At 40.0% G+C, this 16,737-nt stretch carries 13 protein-coding genes; 5 read left to right on the forward strand and 8 right to left on the reverse strand.

The window, feature by feature from the left end:
* Nucleotides 1-4 precede the first annotated feature (4 nt).
* The 5 genes from HMJ38_RS21735 to HMJ38_RS21755 all read right to left on the reverse strand — a co-directional run bounded on the left by HMJ38_RS21735 (nt 5) and on the right by HMJ38_RS21755 (nt 5,068).
* The gene (locus HMJ38_RS21735; protein WP_194976553.1) at nt 5-1,300 is read right to left on the reverse strand and encodes a TRAP transporter large permease; all 1,296 of its coding nucleotides are present in this window, start codon (nt 1,298-1,300) and stop codon (nt 5-7) included.
* 5 nt (nt 1,301-1,305) lie between these two features.
* Complete coding sequence (locus HMJ38_RS21740; RefSeq protein WP_194976554.1) at nt 1,306-1,791, reverse strand: TRAP transporter small permease; 486 nt, start codon at nt 1,789-1,791, stop codon at nt 1,306-1,308.
* 403 nt (nt 1,792-2,194) lie between these two features.
* Nucleotides 2,195-3,175, reverse strand: coding sequence for a TRAP transporter substrate-binding protein (locus HMJ38_RS21745; protein ID WP_194976555.1), 981 nt, complete (start codon nt 3,173-3,175; stop codon nt 2,195-2,197).
* Entirely contained in the window at nt 3,176-3,835 is a 660-nt protein-coding gene (locus HMJ38_RS21750; RefSeq protein ID WP_194976556.1) for a beta/alpha barrel domain-containing protein, read from the reverse strand.
* Nucleotides 3,836-4,072: 237 nt separating this feature from the next.
* Complete coding sequence (locus HMJ38_RS21755) at nt 4,073-5,068, reverse strand: sugar kinase (protein WP_194976557.1); 996 nt, start codon at nt 5,066-5,068, stop codon at nt 4,073-4,075.
* 104 nt (nt 5,069-5,172) lie between these two features.
* Here HMJ38_RS21755 and HMJ38_RS21760 point away from each other — a divergent pair, with 104 nt between their 5' ends.
* Nucleotides 5,173-6,819, forward strand: coding sequence for a UxaA family hydrolase (locus HMJ38_RS21760; RefSeq protein ID WP_194976558.1), 1,647 nt, complete (start codon nt 5,173-5,175; stop codon nt 6,817-6,819).
* A 359-nt stretch (nt 6,820-7,178) separates the two neighbouring features.
* Nucleotides 7,179-7,571 carry a PRC-barrel domain-containing protein gene (locus HMJ38_RS21765; RefSeq protein ID WP_228780203.1) on the forward strand — a complete coding sequence of 131 codons (393 nt, stop codon included), beginning with the start codon at nt 7,179-7,181 and terminating at the stop codon, nt 7,569-7,571.
* A gap of 107 nt (nt 7,572-7,678) precedes the next feature.
* Here HMJ38_RS21765 and yiaK read toward each other — a convergent pair whose 3' ends face one another.
* Nucleotides 7,679-8,677 carry a 3-dehydro-L-gulonate 2-dehydrogenase gene (gene yiaK, locus HMJ38_RS21770; RefSeq protein ID WP_194976559.1) on the reverse strand — a complete coding sequence of 333 codons (999 nt, stop codon included), beginning with the start codon at nt 8,675-8,677 and terminating at the stop codon, nt 7,679-7,681.
* Between the two features lie 220 nt (nt 8,678-8,897).
* Here yiaK and HMJ38_RS21775 point away from each other — a divergent pair, with 220 nt between their 5' ends.
* A complete protein-coding gene (locus HMJ38_RS21775; protein ID WP_194976560.1) occupies nt 8,898-12,038 on the forward strand; it encodes a gliding motility-associated C-terminal domain-containing protein in 3,141 nt (1,046 codons plus the stop codon).
* Nucleotides 12,039-12,668: 630 nt separating this feature from the next.
* On the opposite strand, the gene HMJ38_RS21780 is transcribed toward HMJ38_RS21775, so the two are convergent.
* Entirely contained in the window at nt 12,669-12,956 is a 288-nt protein-coding gene (locus tag HMJ38_RS21780) for a DUF1330 domain-containing protein (protein WP_194976561.1), read from the reverse strand.
* A gap of 667 nt (nt 12,957-13,623) precedes the next feature.
* Between HMJ38_RS21780 and HMJ38_RS21785 the strand changes: the two genes are divergently transcribed.
* Together HMJ38_RS21785 and HMJ38_RS21790 are read left to right on the forward strand one after the other, a co-directional pair.
* Nucleotides 13,624-14,658: a LacI family DNA-binding transcriptional regulator gene (locus HMJ38_RS21785; protein WP_194976562.1), complete on the forward strand. Its 1,035-nt coding sequence runs from the start codon at nt 13,624-13,626 to the stop codon at nt 14,656-14,658.
* Nucleotides 14,655-16,052, forward strand: a complete 1,398-nt coding sequence (locus HMJ38_RS21790) for a tagaturonate reductase (protein ID WP_194976563.1) — start codon at nt 14,655-14,657, stop codon at nt 16,050-16,052. Before HMJ38_RS21785 ends, HMJ38_RS21790 begins: the two co-directional genes overlap by 4 nt.
* Before the next feature lie 83 nt (nt 16,053-16,135).
* Here the strand turns inward: HMJ38_RS21790 and HMJ38_RS21795 are convergent.
* On the reverse strand, nt 16,136-16,737 hold a 602-nt coding region (locus HMJ38_RS21795), incomplete at its 5' end, for a LamG-like jellyroll fold domain-containing protein (protein ID WP_194976564.1).

The raw sequence follows: 16,737 nt of genomic DNA on the forward strand, positions 1-16,737 counted from the left end.
TAAATCACAATCCAAATAACCTGGGCAACCATAAAGTTAATCCCGGCCAAAGAGTCACTACGATCAATCCCAAAATCATCGCAATAAAAAAGGGTATCAAAGGTTTGACGGCTTTTTCGATGCTAATACCAGCTACCTGAACCCCCAAAAACAGTACGGAACCCACGGGCGGTGTACAAAGACCTATACAAAGATTTAATATCATAATGATTCCAAAATGAACAGGATCAACACCCAACTCCATCACAATCGGCAGGAAGATAGGAGTAAAAATCAATACTGCAGGAGTCATGTCCATAAAAATTCCAACAAACAATAAGATGAGATTGATCAAAATCAGAATGACAAAAATATTGTCAGAAACTGATAGCAGGGAAGCACTGATGGATTGGGGAATATCCTCGCTGGACATCACCCAAGACATACTCATGGATGTAGCAATCAACAACATCACAATAGCAGTCGTTTCTGAAGATTTCAGGAGTATCGAGGGAATTTCTTTCCATTTAAGTTCTCCATAGTAAAATGATAAACCCAAAGTATAAATCACTGCAATGGCAGATGCTTCTGTGGCTGTAAATACCCCACCAACAATCCCTCCGATCACGATAAATAAAAGCATCAAAGATGGAAAAGCACGGAAAAATTTGTTGGTCAATTCTTTTAATGTGGTTCGCTCACCAGCAGGAAGGTTGTGTTTTTTGATAAATATGGCTGCCGTTACCATCAATATCAAACCAATGAAAATTCCAGGTAAATACCCCGCAATAAACAAAGCTGCAATGGATACCCCTCCTGATGCCAATGAATATACAATCAGAATATTGGATGGCGGAATAATTAATCCGGTTGTTGAAGAAGTAATATTGACCGCAGCCCCCAAGCCTTTTGGATATCCTTCCTCATCCATTCTTTTTCCTAAGATTCCACCTATTGCTGAAACTGCCGCTGCCGCCGAACCTGCTATTGCGCCAAACAACATGGCTGCGATAACATTGACATATAACAAACCTCCTGGAAGTCTTCCTGTAAATGCCTTGGCCAGTTCAATTAACCTATTGGCGATACCACCTTTGTTCATGATTTCACCAGCAAGAACAAAAAATGGAATGGCCAATAAAGCAAAACTATCCAAACCTGTTCCCATTCTTTGAGCAATTGTGGTGCCTGATGGAATGACTGCAACAGATACCATCAACGTCAAAAAGCTGGAAATACCTAAACTCCAGGCTACGGGAACACCAATTCCCATAAGGACAATGAAAGATAAAACTAAAATTAAAATACTGATATATTCCATATTGATCAGGCTTTTTGGGTTTTCAATTGGTCTTTTATACTAAAAATCTGATAATAGATTACCAATAATCCACTGATAGGAATTATGGTATATACAAAGGCTAGCGGTACCTGAAGTGTAGCGGATTTTTGTTGTAAAATAAATGTGATATACACCAAATTACTTCCTCCTAGTACCATCACTGATAATGCAAAAAACAACACCAATAAATTGATTAAGATCATCAGTCTCATTTTTGGAATACCATTCAGCTTTCTGGGCAAAATATCAATCGCCAAGTGTTGATCCTGTCCTGCCACATATGCAGCCCCTAACATTCCCAACCATATCAGCATATATCTGGATAATTCATCCGTAAAAGAACTCGGATTTTGAAAAATATACCGTGACATTACCTGCCAGGTAACGTTGATGACCATTAATGCCATCAATATAATCAAGGCCCCCGCCACAATTTTATCAAGCCGGGATTTGAAAGTTAAGTTGGTCATTTTTTTGGGTTAATTTGTGATTTGTTGTAATGGTTTTAATTATTCCGCCACAGGAGAAAGGCATGTTTTTTCTAGAGGTTGGCAAGTTATCAGGTACATCATTTTTCCTGAATTTTACTATGCCGGTGTGAGTGGAAACTCCCATCCAGTCTATGGTTCGTTTTTTTTCTCCTTTACACCTTTTCTTCCAATTTAATTATCGTTCATACCTACGGTATTTTTGATCACATGAACCTTTATATTACCCTGCAATAAATTGCAGGGCTAGTATTTCGGTCGTACCTACAGCACTTGCAAATCAAACCTTTCTTCGCCAATGTAAGTGTCCACTCACGTTCCCTTCAGTTTATAGAGATATATCAAAGGTATCCTTGGTCATGGTACTTTGTACATGGTACTTCTCCTACTCCACCCTCCTGATCCTCTCCACCATTTCATACATCTCAGGCTCTGAAATTTTGAATGATTCATAGAGTGATTCAACTGCTTCTCTGAATGGGGTCGGGTCGGGATAGGTAATGGTCACTCCCGCCTTTTCCATTTCTCTTAGGGATTCTTCTACTGAGGCTGCCCATAATTTATATTGAAATACGGAAGATTCGTCGGCAGCTTCCTGAATCCATTGTTTCTCTTCATCGTCCAAGGTGTTCCAGACTTTTGTGCTTACTATGACTACATCAGGTACTGCAGTGTGTTCATTGATGGAATAAAACTTACAAACCTCATAATGTCTTGAAGTATACAAACTTGGCGGATTGTTTTCCGCTCCATCCACAATGCCTTGCTGAAGTGCTGTATACAATTCTCCATAGGAAACAGGAGTGGGTGAACTGCCAAAGCTTTTGATCATATTGATCGCCATATTACTTTCCAGTGTTCTGACCTTCAATCCTTTCAGATCTTCGGGACTTTCCACTGGTTTGGTTTTGGTATAAAAGCTTCTTTTTCCAGCATCATAATAAACCAAACCTTTCAGCCAGAATTCTTCGCTTTCTGAAAGCAATTGTTTCCCGATTTCACCTTTCAACACCTTATCTCTATGCGCGTCATCTCTAAAGAGGTAAGGCATGGAAAGTACCTGAATTTTAGGAGCAAAACTTTCCAGAGTAGCGGAAGATACCTTCGTCATGCCTAAACTACCAATCTGAAGCAATTCAACCAATTCCCTTTCTGTTCCCAATTGTTGGTTGGGATAAATACGGATTTGGACCTTGCCATCAGACTTCTCCTCTACCCTCTTGGCCATAAAGACCATGGCTTCGTGAACCGGATGAGTGACCCCTAGTCCATGGCCCAATTTGATTAATCTTACCCCCCTAGGGCCATCGCAGGCATTTAGCGCTAGGATCAGAAATAGGATTATGCTGAATCTGGATTTAATCATTTATTTCAATTCTTGAATGATGTTCAATGCTGATTTGATGTTTTTCTCAAGGCTGCTGAAATCTCCTTGTTCAATGGCTTTTTTGTCAAACAACTGAGAACCCATACCCACACAATGTACACCCGCCTTAAACCAAATTGAAAGGTTTTCCTTATTGGGTTCAACTCCGCCTGTAGGCATCATTTTGATTTCAGGAAGTACTGAAAGAACTGCTTTGATAAATCCGGGGCCCAATTGATTGCCGGGAAAGGCTTTAACCAAAGTTGCTCCCATTGTTTTTGCGTTATACACTTCAGTCAAAGTCGCACAACCTGGAATCCAGAATTTACCTTTCATATTGCAATAATTGGCAACTTCAGGAACAAATGCCGGAGATACAAAAAAATCAGCTTCTGCAAAAGAAAACCTCCGGGCTTCTTCCCGGGTAAAAATCGTCCCTATGCCCAATAGTAGGTCATCATATTTCTCAGCGTAAATCTTTAAATTTTTGAAAACTTCCAGCGCATTTGATTCCCTATTGGTAAATTCAAATACCCTTACACCTGCCTTGTAGGAAGTATCCAAAACCATTTTGGCGATGTCAATATCTTTATGGTTAAAAACAGGGATCATTCCTGTTTCAGACATTTTCAATAAAATCTCATCCTGTGTTAATGACATATTTGTAGGTTTATTAGGCTTAATGTATGTTGGTGAATTGTCGAATGATATGGTTGGAAAATCCTTATACTATCAGGGTAGATGAAACAACCTCAATTTTTCCATTTCCCCGAATTCCATGAAGGCCTCTATATGGTTTAATCCTTTCAGGGTTTTTCATCATTTTTTTCTTTAAACTTGGTTCTCTCCCGCATCTTGATTCTTGTTTCTAATACCTCACGTCCCACATTTGAAAACTTACCTCAGCAATTTTCCGACATTTTCTCCTTTAACTAAAGTATCCACTTCTTCAACGCTTACCAAATTTGCGTCTCCGGGAATGCTATGTTTCAGGACAGAAGCCGCGGTGGCAAATTCCAAAGCCAACTGATCCGGATAATGAAGCAGTCCATATATCAATCCTGCAATATAGGCATCTCCCCCTCCAACCCTATCTACAATCTGAGGCATGTCGTACATACTTGATTTCAATACCTCAGTACCATTCCAAAGTGAGCCTTTCAAGGTATTATGATTGGCTGATAGGGATTCTCTTTTGGTCTTTGAAATATATTTTATTTGAGGAAAATCTTTTTTAGCCAGATGGCAAGCCTCCAGGAAATCATTGGCCTGAATATCCATGCAGTTTTCAAAATCGGACAAACCCGCAACAATAACATGGGTATATCGGATCAATTCCGGCATAATATCCAAAGGTCCTTTCCCATATTGCCACAAGTTTCTACGGTAATTGATGTCTCCACTTACCATTATTCCTTTTTCATTTGCTTTTTTTAATGCTTTCAAACAAAGATCTGCTGCTTTTTGAGAAAGTGCAGGAGTAATACCTGTCCAGTGGAACCAATCCGCTCCATCAAATACCTTATCCCAATCAATCTCATCCCCAGAAAAATTGGCGAATACAGAATCAAACCTATCATAGATGATCTTTGATGCCCTTTGCATGGATCCATTTTCAAGAAAATACAGTCCCATCCTTCCTTCCTGAAAATATATAAAGGAGGTCTCAACTCCTGTTTGCCTCAAATAAGCAGTGGCCGCTTTACCTATATCATTGGAAGGAAATGCAGTGACATGGGCGGCGTTCAAACCGAATTGTGCCAGTGAAACGGCCACATTGGCTTCCGCACCACCAAATACGATTTGGTAGGAATTGGCCTGAAGAAAGCGTTCATTTCCAAGCGTACTCAGGCGCATCATGACGTCTCCAAGCGTTACGATTTTTTTATTCATGGTCACAGTTTAAAAACATTTATGAAAATAATCACATTTAGTTTCTTTTTTATTTTTCTTTTACATAAATTATGCAATCGATTGCGCAATTTATAAAAAATCCAATGAACTATAAAATTTTGCAAATTCACCCAAAAGATAATGTCTTGGTGGCTTTAACTGATTTAAAAGCCGGAGAAAATATTGATTTTGATAATAATTCAATCACTCTTAAAAATGACATCGCTGCAAAACACAAGTTTTCAATGCAAGATCTTGAAATTGGTGCGAAAATTTATATGTATGGATCTATAGTGGGGCGTGCAAAATCTTTGATTCCTAAAGGTGGTGTTCTGACAACCGGGAATATGGCCCACGAAGCCAATACTTTTAGTAGCAAAACGGAAGATTATCAATGGGAAGCTCCTGATATTTCCAAATACAAAAACAAAATGTTCAGAGGTTTTCACCGACCCGACGGGCAAGTGGGGACCGCAAATTACTGGTTGGTCATTCCTTTGGTTTTTTGTGAAAACAGAAATGTAGATGTCATTAAGGATGCCTTTGTTGAAGTACTGGGATTCAGCAAACCGAATGCCTATAAATCCTTAGTGCAGCAAATGACGGAATTGTACAAATCAGGGAAAAAATCTGAAATCGAAAATCTAAGCTTTGAAGAAAACACCATAAAGGGAAAGAGTAAAATCTTCAAAAACATAGATGGTATCAAATTTTTAACCCATAATGGTGGTTGTGGTGGAATCCGTCAGGACTCCGAGGCACTTTGTGCCTTGTTTGCCGGATATATCAATAATCCCAATGTTGCAGGTGCTACAATATTGAGTCTTGGTTGTCAAAATGCCCAGCCTGCTATTTTGAAGGAAAAACTGAATAAAATTAATCCGGACTTTAAAAAACCGATCATCCTGTTGGAACAACAAAAAGAGGGTACAGAACAACATTTCCTATCCCAGGCAATCAAAAAAACTTTTTTGGCCATGGCAGATGCAGATCAGCTTCAAAGAGAACCTGCCCCATTGAGCAAATTGACCATTGGGTTGGAATGTGGTGGTTCAGATGGTTTTTCAGGAATTTCTGCCAACCCAGCTGTTGGTCATGCTTCGGATTTACTAGTGGCATTGGGTGGTAAAACCATCCTTTCGGAATTTCCTGAATTATGTGGGGTTGAACAGGAATTGATCAACCGATGTACAAATGAGGTGATAGCCGAAAAATTCAGTGGATTGATGCGAGCTTATGCTGCCTCAGCGGAAGCAGTAGGATCCGGGTTTGATATGAATCCTTCACCCGGAAACATCAAAGATGGTCTGATTACCGATGCCATGAAATCCTCAGGAGCTGCCAAAAAAGGCGGCACCTCTCCTGTGGTAGATGTTTTGGATTATTCCGAATATGTTTCAAATAATGGATTAAACCTACTTTGTACTCCGGGTAACGATGTGGAAAGCACCACCGCCATGGCAGGTTCAGGAGCAAATATTATCCTATTCACCACAGGACTTGGCACCCCAACAGGCAATCCTATAGCACCTGTGATCAAAATATCCTCCAATACCACTTTGGCCATAAGAATGCCTGATATCATCGATATAGATACAGGCGGTGTCATCACAGGTGAAAAAACCATCCAACAAATGGGAGAAGAAATCCTGGATTTCATCATCCATGTTGCATCCGGAGAAGTCCAATCCAAAGCAGTACTTTTGGGACAAGATGATTTTATTCCTTGGAAGAGAGGGGTGTCTTTGTAGAATCGAGAAGTTTGAGAGGTTGTTGGATTAATTAGTATTAATGTTCAAAAATCAAATTATATCTATCATTGGTAGCCTAGAATCCTTTTGAATTCTGAACCAGTTGGGAATAAAATGTTACAAATATGGAAATTTTTTCCCCTTCAGGTTAAAAAGCCATTATTGGACATGACCTGGATACTAAAACTTGTGTCACTTAAAATGTGGCATTTCCAAATGATTACATGTTAAAATTGATCAATAGGTAGGTTTTTACACAATTTTGGTTTGGGATTATGATAAGGAATATCATTGTCCAGAGGAAGGAATGATAATTGGTCTTACTTTTTTGAATTAATATAAACTAAACCAAAATAATCATGAAAAATTCTATGAGGCATCAAATCATTTCAGCTTCAACCCTACAAAGTGCGAATGTAAAAACACCATCTGATGAAAGTGTTGGTGAGATTAAGGACATCATGATAGATATCTCTACAGGAAAGATTTCTTATGCCGTGCTTTCGGTAAGTACCGGCTTTCTTAACTTAGACAGTAAGTATTTTGCAATACCTTTGGGAGCTTTTAATTTTGATCATTTCGGCGACGATTATAATGCCCATGTCCTAACATTGGATGTATCAAGAGAAAGATTGGAAAACTCCCCAGGGTTTGACAAAGACAACTGGCCAAAGCATCCTGACTCTGAATTTGTCGATTCGGTGAATTCTTACTATGGCGTTGAAGAAAGTAGCGATTTAAACAGGTATTAAAACGGTTGATCTAGAAAGCGGGCAGAAAAATTTTCTGTCCGCTTTTTTATTAAATAGTTCTTCAAAAATAATTTTATCATCCTTATTTTTCAAAGAATAAACAACAATCACCTCTCCCCCAATATTTTCTCCCAAACCTGTTCATCAACAGGAATTCCCTTTTCCATATTTTCCTTTCGGATTTCAGGGATTTTTTCTCCTGGAAAGCGAACTTTGTTACCTAAAAAAGTTGATGATGATGTTAAATCTTCAATAATACCATCCAATTTTTCTTCAGACCACGTATCCATGCCCAATCTCTTGGGATCCAAACAAATAAAAACCTGTGAAAGACCATATTCTTCACCGCTTTGCCCAACCTCATTTGTGGCCTGTCCTCCGGATAAGATAGTGGCCAACATATCCAATACCAATGAAAGTCCCGCTCCTTTCCATAGACCAATTGGAAGTGCCAGTTCATGTTCAATGATTTCTGCCGGAGATTTACTGAGTTTTCCTTCCTGATCAAAACCCGCCTCATAAGGCATTTCCTTATCAGCTCTTAGAAAAGTATTCATTTTCCCATAGGAAAACTGCGACATGGCCATATCCAGCACGATATGCCCTGACTTTCTGGGAATGGCAATCACCAAAGGGTTATTCCCCAATTTGGGTTCGCTCCCACCCCAAGCGGGCATATTGGGTTTGGTATTGGTAAAACAGATTCCGATACAACCCGACTCTACAGCCTGCCAACCATAATTTCCAGCCCGCATCCAATGATTGGTGTTTTGTAGCGCAATCACTCCGATTCCGAATTCTTTAGATATGTTGATGGCCCTTTCCATGCAAATGGAAGCATTAAGCATTCCTGGGCCCAAATTACCATTCCATCTTTCAAAAAACCCGAAAGCATCCATCAGTTCCGCTTGTTTATCTGGAAAGACAAGTTTGTTTCTGATCATTTTCAAAAAAACAGGAACCCTGTCCAATCCATGAGAAGGAACTCCTTCAAGACTTGCTTTAGCAAAAAGTGTTGCACATAAATCTGCGTTACCTTTTGAGAAGCCATATTTGATAAAAATTTCGGTGAGTATTCTAATGACTTCCTGATGGGGGATTTTCATAAATATGGTTTTTGGTTAGCTATGATTCCAACTTCAAGTCATGACATGAATCTGATTCCAAGTTATTGCATAGATCATTTTAGATAAATGTCTTTCAAAAATGAGGATTTTCAAACAATTGCATTATAAATTCTTTTTATAACTTATGCTTTTCCTTACATTGATTTCGGGATTAAATTGTAAATTATATCGTGCTTAGCTGAAGAAAATGCGAAGTAGTATGCGAACATTCGGTCAGTTTCTATATATACTAGGATTTTTACTGGCCTGCAGCACCTTGACCTTTGGTCAATCTACTACGATAGGTAGAGAGTTTTTCCTTGGTTTTATGGAAAATAACCGGACTTTTTCTCCAACAGTTAGGTTTGACCAAGCCTCCATCATTATTTCTGCTGAGGAAAATGCTTCAGGTGTTATCCAATATGAAAGCAATTCCATCCCATTCTCAGTTGAAGCCGGCAAACAGTTTATTTATCAATTTCCCCAAGATGGGATTGACATCATACACAGGAGTTCCCGCCAAGTAGAGAATAAAGGAGTAAGTATTGTTTCTGATGGGAACATTTCAGTACATGCATTTAATTTCCGGGCAAGAAGTGCGGATGGTACTGTCATCTTGCCTTTACCTTCTCTTGGAAAAGATTACTACGTGACAGCACACCACGAGAACTTCAACCCTGGGGTAAATCCTGGCTCCAACATCAATTATGAAAGTACGCTTCTGGTAGTAGCTGTGGAAGATGATACACGTGTAGAGATTACCATTGCCGCCCAATCCAACGAACCTGTCCCTATACCACAAGGTTCGACAATTTCTGTAGTGTTGAACAAGTGGGAAAGCTATCAAGTCAAGTCTGTCGGAGATTTGACAGGGTCAAGGGTGCGGGTGGTCAATGGCACCGGTGATGACTGCAAAAACATTGCTGTTTTTGGTGGTAACAAAATGACTTCTGTGGCACAGGATTGCGATGGATCTACCGGTGATCATTTGTTTCAACAGACCTACCCAACTTTTTCCTGGGGCAAAGAATATATTCACCTGCCATTGGCAGGAAGAACTTCTGGAGAAATGGTCAAAGTCCTGGCAGCTGAAAACAATACCCGTGTATTGGTCAATGGCCAACAAAGAGCCATTCTAAATGCCGGTAAACACGTTTCTTTTACTTTTGACAGGAATGAGTTGGCCAATATCACCGCCGACAAGCCCATAGCAGTAACTACTTTTTCAAAAAGTTACTTTTGTAACGTGCAGATAGGTCCCGGTGCAAGTGATGGTGACCCCACCATGATTACTTTGAGTCCCAATAATCAATTGATCAAAAGCACTATATTCTCTGCCTTACAAGTAGAAGGGATCGTAAATCATTTTGTCAATATTTTGGTCAAATCTGAAAGTGCCGGACAAACCATTTTGGATGGACAAAACATCGGAGCACAATTTCAGCCCGTTCCCGGTAATCCCGCCTATTCATACGCAAGGGTTGAAATCAAAGAAGGAAGCCACAGTCTTAATAATCCTGATGGCGTCATTGGCTATGTTTATGGTTCGGGATTTATTGAGTCGTATGGATACTCTGCAGGAGCGAGCATCAATAACCTGAATTTTGAAACGGAAGTGGCTTATGACTTTGAAGTGGATGGGGATAGGGTAGCTTGTTTGGGTGAAGAAGCTACTTGGACAGTAGTACCCCGGGATCCAAAGTTTATCATTTTTGAATGGTTATTTGAAAATGATGAGGAAGTAAAAGAGGGTGCAACAGTAGATCATATGTTTGGGGAACCTGGAACCTATCGGGTTAAAATTGTAGCGATGACTGGAGACAGGTCATGTGATCAAATGGAAGAAGCTTCTTTTGAGGTGACTGTAGTAGAAACAAAAGGAACCTTGGAAGGTCCAAACAATGTCTGTCCCAATATTGATGAAGCCATTTATACTTTTGGGGATCCCGAAAACACCAAGTCTGTCTTATGGGAAGTGATCGGGGGACAGGTAGTAGAGGAGAATGACTTCAATGTTAAGGTACTTTGGGGAGAGTTTGACCCTGACGCCAAGGTGGTGGCCATTCCCCTTACGGAAGAAGGCTGTCAGGGAGAAGCACAGGTAATTGATGTTTTTATCAATGGAGGCATAGTTCCGGGTCTGCCAAGGGGAATTTCGGAAATTTGCTATGAGGAAGGGACAAGCAATTTTTATAGTATCAGGGATAAAATTCCCGAACGGAATTACACTTGGTTTGTATCGGGAGGTACCCTTATTTCTGATCCTGGATCTGAGGAAGTCGAAGTAATATGGCCCGGACCGGGATCCATTGGAGAAATTTGGTATGAAGAATTCAGCACCATCAATGCTTCCTGTGGTGGGGAATCAGAAAGACTTACAGTAAAAGTCAACCCACCATTACAAGCCGGGATAGCAGATTATTCAGCTTTGGTTTGTCAAGGTTCTAAGGCAGGCAGAATAGAAATGGTGGCCATAGGAGGCTCAGGGACTTACACTTATGTATGGGATCATGATGAGAACCTAACGGGAAATATTGCTGAATATCTCCAACCGGGAATATACTCGGTGACAGTTAAGGATGCTGGGGGCTGTGAGCAGATTTTTGAAAATATCCTGATCGAAGAAGCACCACCATTGGAATTGATGGGAGAAATAGGACTAACTGATGCCTTGTGTCATGATGGAAATGATGGGATGGTAAGTTTCTCCCTTTCAGGCGGTGTTGGACCTTTTTCAGTCAATAGTGAAGATGTGTTGGTCATGGGAAATAGTATCCAAATATTCAATTTGGCAAGAGGATTATATACCATAGATGTGGTGGATGCAGGTGGATGCGTGTTGCCCTTGGAATTTGAAATCAAATCACCGGAGCCTTTGGAAGTGGAGTTTACTCTGGAAAATGTGGCTTGTCCCGGTAGCTCTAGTGGTTCATTGCTGGCGATCGGCAAGGGAGGGTTTGGACCTTATGTATATGTTTGGGAGTTTGATGGCAGTTCAGGGCCAAGGTTGACAGGAATTCCAAGGGGGGACTACCATCTCCATATCACCGATGCACATGGCTGTGAGGGCAATTTTACAGGGACTGTTATTGAGCGTAATCCCCAACTCCGTATGCCAACAGGTTTTAATCCCGAAGATGGTGTTTACAGAGGTGTAAGCAATTGCTCCATAGGGTTTGACCTGATAATCTACAACAAATGGGGAGAGTTGATATATTCGGGTAACTCAGGCTGGGATGGAAGTATCAGAGGAAAAGATGCCCCACTAGGTACCTATAGCTATATGGTAGAATACAGCTTCACAGTCAACGGAGAGCTCAAAACAGAAAAGAAGCGGGGGGTATTTACACTGGTGAGGTGATGGCTAAGATATATGTTGCTGCCCCCCCCTGCAGAAAACATTGAATAGTGACTGGGTTTATACCGAAAACAAGAGGCAATTACACCATCCCTCGGTGTAGTTTAGACTTTCGGCGGCAGCTGGGTGTTTGCAACTACACCCTTTTATCCAAACCATCCCAATAGCTAACGGAATGCAATTGAAAATTAAATAAGTCAGGTTTTCAAGAAAAAAAGGTCAAGTAGACCTTCTAAACAGCGCATGAAAGGAGTCGAACTTAGGTCTTGGTTCCTGAATACATTACCATCGGGATCCGCTTAGGCAATGTCTTTTTAAAATTCAACCTTCAATTACACCCAGCAGGGGAACATGGCGATATCATAAGCGGTAGGTCTGAGGACTCTGCTAATTTACCGGTTTTTTCCATCTTCCGGGATGCTGGTTTGTGTTAAACACCGATTACGAAATTGATCCACCCTAGCGGATAGTGTTTCTGTACCGCAGCACGTAATCCCCCCTCTGGGTGTAGATTCTGCTCACCAGCTCTAAAGTTCAATTGGACGCTCGGCGAAGTTTCCCTGCCTGGATTCGGTGATGTTTTCGAAATAAGCTTTTTCCTCCTCTTCGTTTTCAGGTTCCATGGTGGCTATTCTATTGACTCCCCACCACCAACATTTTGGAATCAGCTGACTGGTACCGGATGTTTTTGGCGATGGTATATTCTGGAGAAGACCACCAATCTTTGGCGGTTTGGACATCGGGGAATTCCAGTATGACCAGTCTTTCAGGATTCCAATCTCCTTCCAAAGATTCGGTTTTCGTTCCCCGGACAACAAAACGACCACCAAATTTTTGGATGGTGCCCAAGGTGTGCTTTTTATACTTTTCGTATAATTCGGGATTATAAATGCTAACTTCGACGAGGACAAGGGCTGGCATAGGGTAGAATTTAGATTGAAGAATTTAGATGTGAAATGGATTTGTTGTAAAATTTAAGTTGGGGATTTGTCTATAGGGCGGTAGGCAGAGTATTCTCATAATCTTGGATTTGATATTACTATACTAAAAGTCATCACATGAATACTTGTAATCGTGGTATGAATCCGATAAAGATAAAAAATTGAAATAGCAGATCAACTAAAGTGATTGAAAAAATCTAATTCCTGACATAGGAATGATTTTTTAAATTTTGGGTCTTCAACATGGGTGTACCTCTTTTAAAAACTTAAATCGCCAATCCTCAAGAATCCTTCAACATGATATCATAAGAGCTGTATTTTTTCCATTTTTGGAGATTTACTCAAATATTATATAATTAAGCAATCGATTGCACGTAAATAAAGGCTCTCTCAAAGAAGAAGCATTTAATAGGTATTTTTTAAATAACCGTGTAAATATTGTATAAATATTAAATAAACAGATTTTTTTATCGAAATCAAGCCAAATATCTAAAATAACTTTGAAAATAAATTTTTATTTATCATTTCAAATTTTATTATATTGCGCAACCGATTACACATATTCTTATAAAACTAATGCTAGTCAGTGGACTAGTCATCTCATGTCTTGTGTCTCATGTCTCAAATCTTAAATCTTAAATCTTAAAATGAAAAAAGGTAAAGCAACCATACATGACATAGCAGAAAAGCTGAATATCACTGCATCAACCGTTTCTAGGGCTTTGAATGATAATCCACGAATCTCTGAAAAAACCAAAAAGCAGGTCATCAAGATGGCCAAGCAGCTTAATTACCAGCCCAATCATATTGCTTCAGCCTTAAGAAGTGGGAAAAGCAAATTGATTGGGGTATTAGTCCCTACAGCCAATAGAAATTTCTTTTCATCAGTAGTAAGGGGCATAGAAGAAATTGCAAATACCTTGGATTATAAGGTCATAATTTCTCAGTCCTACGATGGTTATAAAAAAGAAGTTGACACTGTTGAAGCCCTACTGAATGCCCGCGTTGATGGGATTATAGCTTCCATTGCCAAAAACACTGAGATCTTTGATCATTTCAAAAAAGTGCTGGATAAGGGAATTCCTTTGGTGCTTTTTGACAGGGTCACCAATGAATTGGAAGTAAGTCAGGTAGTAATAGATGATTATCTGGGAGCTTATCAAGTGGTTGATCATTTGATCAAAGGTGGGTGTACGAGGATCGTTCATTTTACCAGTCCTAAAAAAATCAACATTTACAAGGATAGGTTGCGCGGATACGAAGATGCTTTGAGAGATCATGGTATTCCATTTGATCCTGAATTAGTGCAGGAAAGCAATTTGCAATTGGAGGATGGAAGGAACAGTATGGAAAACATTATCCAAAAATCAATATCCTTTGATGCGGTTTTTTCCAGTTCCGATTATGCTGCCATGGGTGCTATGCAAGTATTGAAAGAGGAAGGATTTAAAATTCCTGAACAAGTGATGCTTGCTGGATTTGGGAATGAACCTTTCACTTCTTTTACCGACCCTCCTATCACTACTGTTGATCAAAAAAGCATTTCTATGGGAAATGTCACTGCTGAGACCTTTTTTTCATTATTAAATAATGGAAAAAAAGATGATGTTCCTCAAAAAACAGTTTTAAAGCCGGAGTTAATTATCAGAAAATCTACCCAAAATAATAATCCAAAAATATGAAATCACTTAATAGAAGTAATATAAATGTTCCAGCAAGGCCAATCAAGGTTTTGCAGTTTGGTGAGGGTAACTTCTTAAGGGGATTTGTGGATTGGATGATAGATCTGATGAATGAAAAGACAGATTTCAACGGAGATGTTCAGATTGTTCAACCCATTGCCCAAGGTCTCGGTGAATTAATCAACAAGCAGGATGGGCTTTTTCATGTTAAACTACAAGGAATATTATCTGGTGAAATAGTTCAGGAAAACAGGCTTATTACTTGTGTCAGAGGTGTCAATAATCCCTTTGAGGATTATCATGAATATTTGAAGTTGGGAGAAAATGAAGATTTGAAATTTGTAGTTTCCAACACCACAGAAGCAGGAATAACATTCGATTCCAATGACACGTGCTTTGATTCCCTTCCATTGACTTTTCCTGGAAAATTGACAGCACTTCTTTACCATAGATTCAAAGCATTTTCAGGTGATCCTTCAAAAGGATTGGTCATGATTCCCTGCGAATTGATCGATAAAAATGGGATACAATTAAAATCAGCAGTATTGGATTATGCCAAGCTATGGAATCTTCCTACTTCCTTTGCCAATTGGATCAATGATCGTAACGTATTCTGCAATACCCTTGTGGATAGAATTGTACCTGGCTTTCCAAAAGATAATATTGTTGAAATCCAAAATGAATTGGTTTATAAGGACAATCTTGTCGTGGTGGCCGAACCCTTTCATTTTTGGGTGATAGAGGGTCCTGAAAATCTACAGGAGATATTTCCTGCTAGAAAAGCAGGACTTCAGGTAAAGTTTGTCAAAGAACAAAGTCCCTATCGTACAAGAAAGGTCCGGATATTGAACGGGGCGCATACTGCTTTGGTGCCTGTGGCTTACCTCGATGGTTTCAGAACAGTCAGAGAAGCAGTAGAGGACAAAATCATTGGGAAATTCATAAAAGACACCATCTACAACGAAATTATCCCGACCCTTGATCTTCCCAAAGAGGAATTGGAGCAGTTTGCAGCGGATGTATTGGATAGGTTTCGAAATCCATTTATCCATCATGAATTGATATCAATTTCTCTGAATTCAGTTTCAAAATTCAAAGTTAGGGTATTGCCAAGTCTTTTGGAATACCACTCCAAAACCGGCTCATGGCCAAAAAACCTGACTAAATCACTGGCAGCATTGATTAAATTTTATAATGGGAGAACGGGCCATGAAACTATTCCATTAAAAGATGATGCATCCGTTCTGGAATTTTTTGAAAAAATATGGAAAGAAGATGATTTGACCTTAATAGTTTCTGAAACGTTGGGAAGAGTGGATTTTTGGGGGGAGGATTTAAGAAATTATGAGGGATTGGAGGAAGTGGTATTGGTTCATTTAGAGGATTTTGGATAAGGATTGAGTTCATTCCAAACCAAATGAAAAAAGACGGCCAGCAGAATCTGCTGGCCGTCTTTGGTATTATTACAATTCGATTGTTATTTTTTGATAAACTTGACCTGTTTCATTCTGCCCTGTCCCTGATCTACGATCAACAGATAGGTGCCCGCAGCCATCCTTACCGGCGCCAGGTCGAGTACAATCTCTCCGTTTTCCGGTACTGCCGACCTGTTGATATACTGTCTGCCCATCATATCGTACACCACAACCTCAACCGGGAATTCCTCCCTGCTGTTAAGCTGAATATGCAGCTGCTCCTCGACCGGGTTCGGATAGATTTTGAAGCCGAATAGGGCATCAGTTCCAGAACCCTCTATCGACAACTGTGTTTCGTCAATGATTTGCCCTTTGGCCGAACCATCTGATTTTCTGGCAATATTGGACGCATTGGAATAGAGATCGGTTATTTCCGATACTTCCAATGCTCTTCCGTAAAGCCTGAGATCGTCGATACCCCCGTTGAATCGCTGTATCGTACCGACCGCCCCAATGACAAGGTCTCCAGAAGTGGTACCTATGTTGAACGGTGCATAACTCGCGGAAACATCCTCTGTGCCGTTGACAAAGATTCGGCTCGTAGTGCCGTCGAAAGTAGCGGCTACGTGTATCCATTCACCAAGGTCACCGCTATAATTGTAGT

This window comes from Aquiflexum lacus, from assembly GCF_015476655.1.
GTDB classification, from domain to species: Bacteria; Bacteroidota; Bacteroidia; order Cytophagales; family Cyclobacteriaceae; genus Aquiflexum; species Aquiflexum lacus.